This is a genomic window from Treponema endosymbiont of Eucomonympha sp., assembly GCF_001028545.1.
In genome coordinates, this window is record NZ_BBPW01000656.1 from 1 (window position 1) to 440 (window position 440).

General features: G+C 63.6%; 2 protein-coding genes. One reads left to right on the plus strand and one right to left on the minus strand.

Annotated features, from left to right (window positions below; all coding sequences use genetic code 11):
• Positions 1-249 (plus strand): hypothetical protein (locus AWU74_RS12990; protein ID WP_238580281.1); only part of this gene is annotated, 249 nt, incomplete at its 5' end.
• Here the strand turns inward: AWU74_RS12990 and AWU74_RS08515 are convergent.
• Positions 224-440, minus strand: a 217-nt coding sequence (locus AWU74_RS08515) for a hypothetical protein (RefSeq protein WP_162505122.1), incomplete at its 5' end; no start/stop codon positions are given. The two genes, AWU74_RS12990 and AWU74_RS08515, sit on opposite strands and share 26 nt — an antisense overlap.

Below are 440 nucleotides of genomic sequence, written 5' to 3' on the forward strand. Positions count from 1 at the left end.
GGTGGCCGAACGACCGAGTTCTTTGAAAGAACCCGGAAGACAGGTAAACTCCGCGCGGGCAACGGCCGAGTTTCTGGAGGAAACTCGGCATATCGGGTGTCGGCGCACGGAGAACATCCGAGTTCCCTCAGGGAACTCGGCGGCAGTGGCGAAATATGGGCAAAAATCAGGGCTGCCTATACGCCGCGGGTGTGCGCAAACCGGAGCCGCGTTCGGGCGCGAATCAGCCGAAAGCGCCCGCGTCTATAGCACGGGCGAACAGCCCCGGCAGGTCGATTCCCGAAACCGCGTCGGTCATATCGACCGCGTGCCCGGTGCGGAGGTAATACAGATACGCCCTGCACGGTTTTCCCTGTAGCGCGGAGGCGGCGCGGGCATAACAGGCGAGTTGCGCCGCGTGCTCGGCGGGGTTTTCGCGCGCGTCGGTCTTGAAATCGACC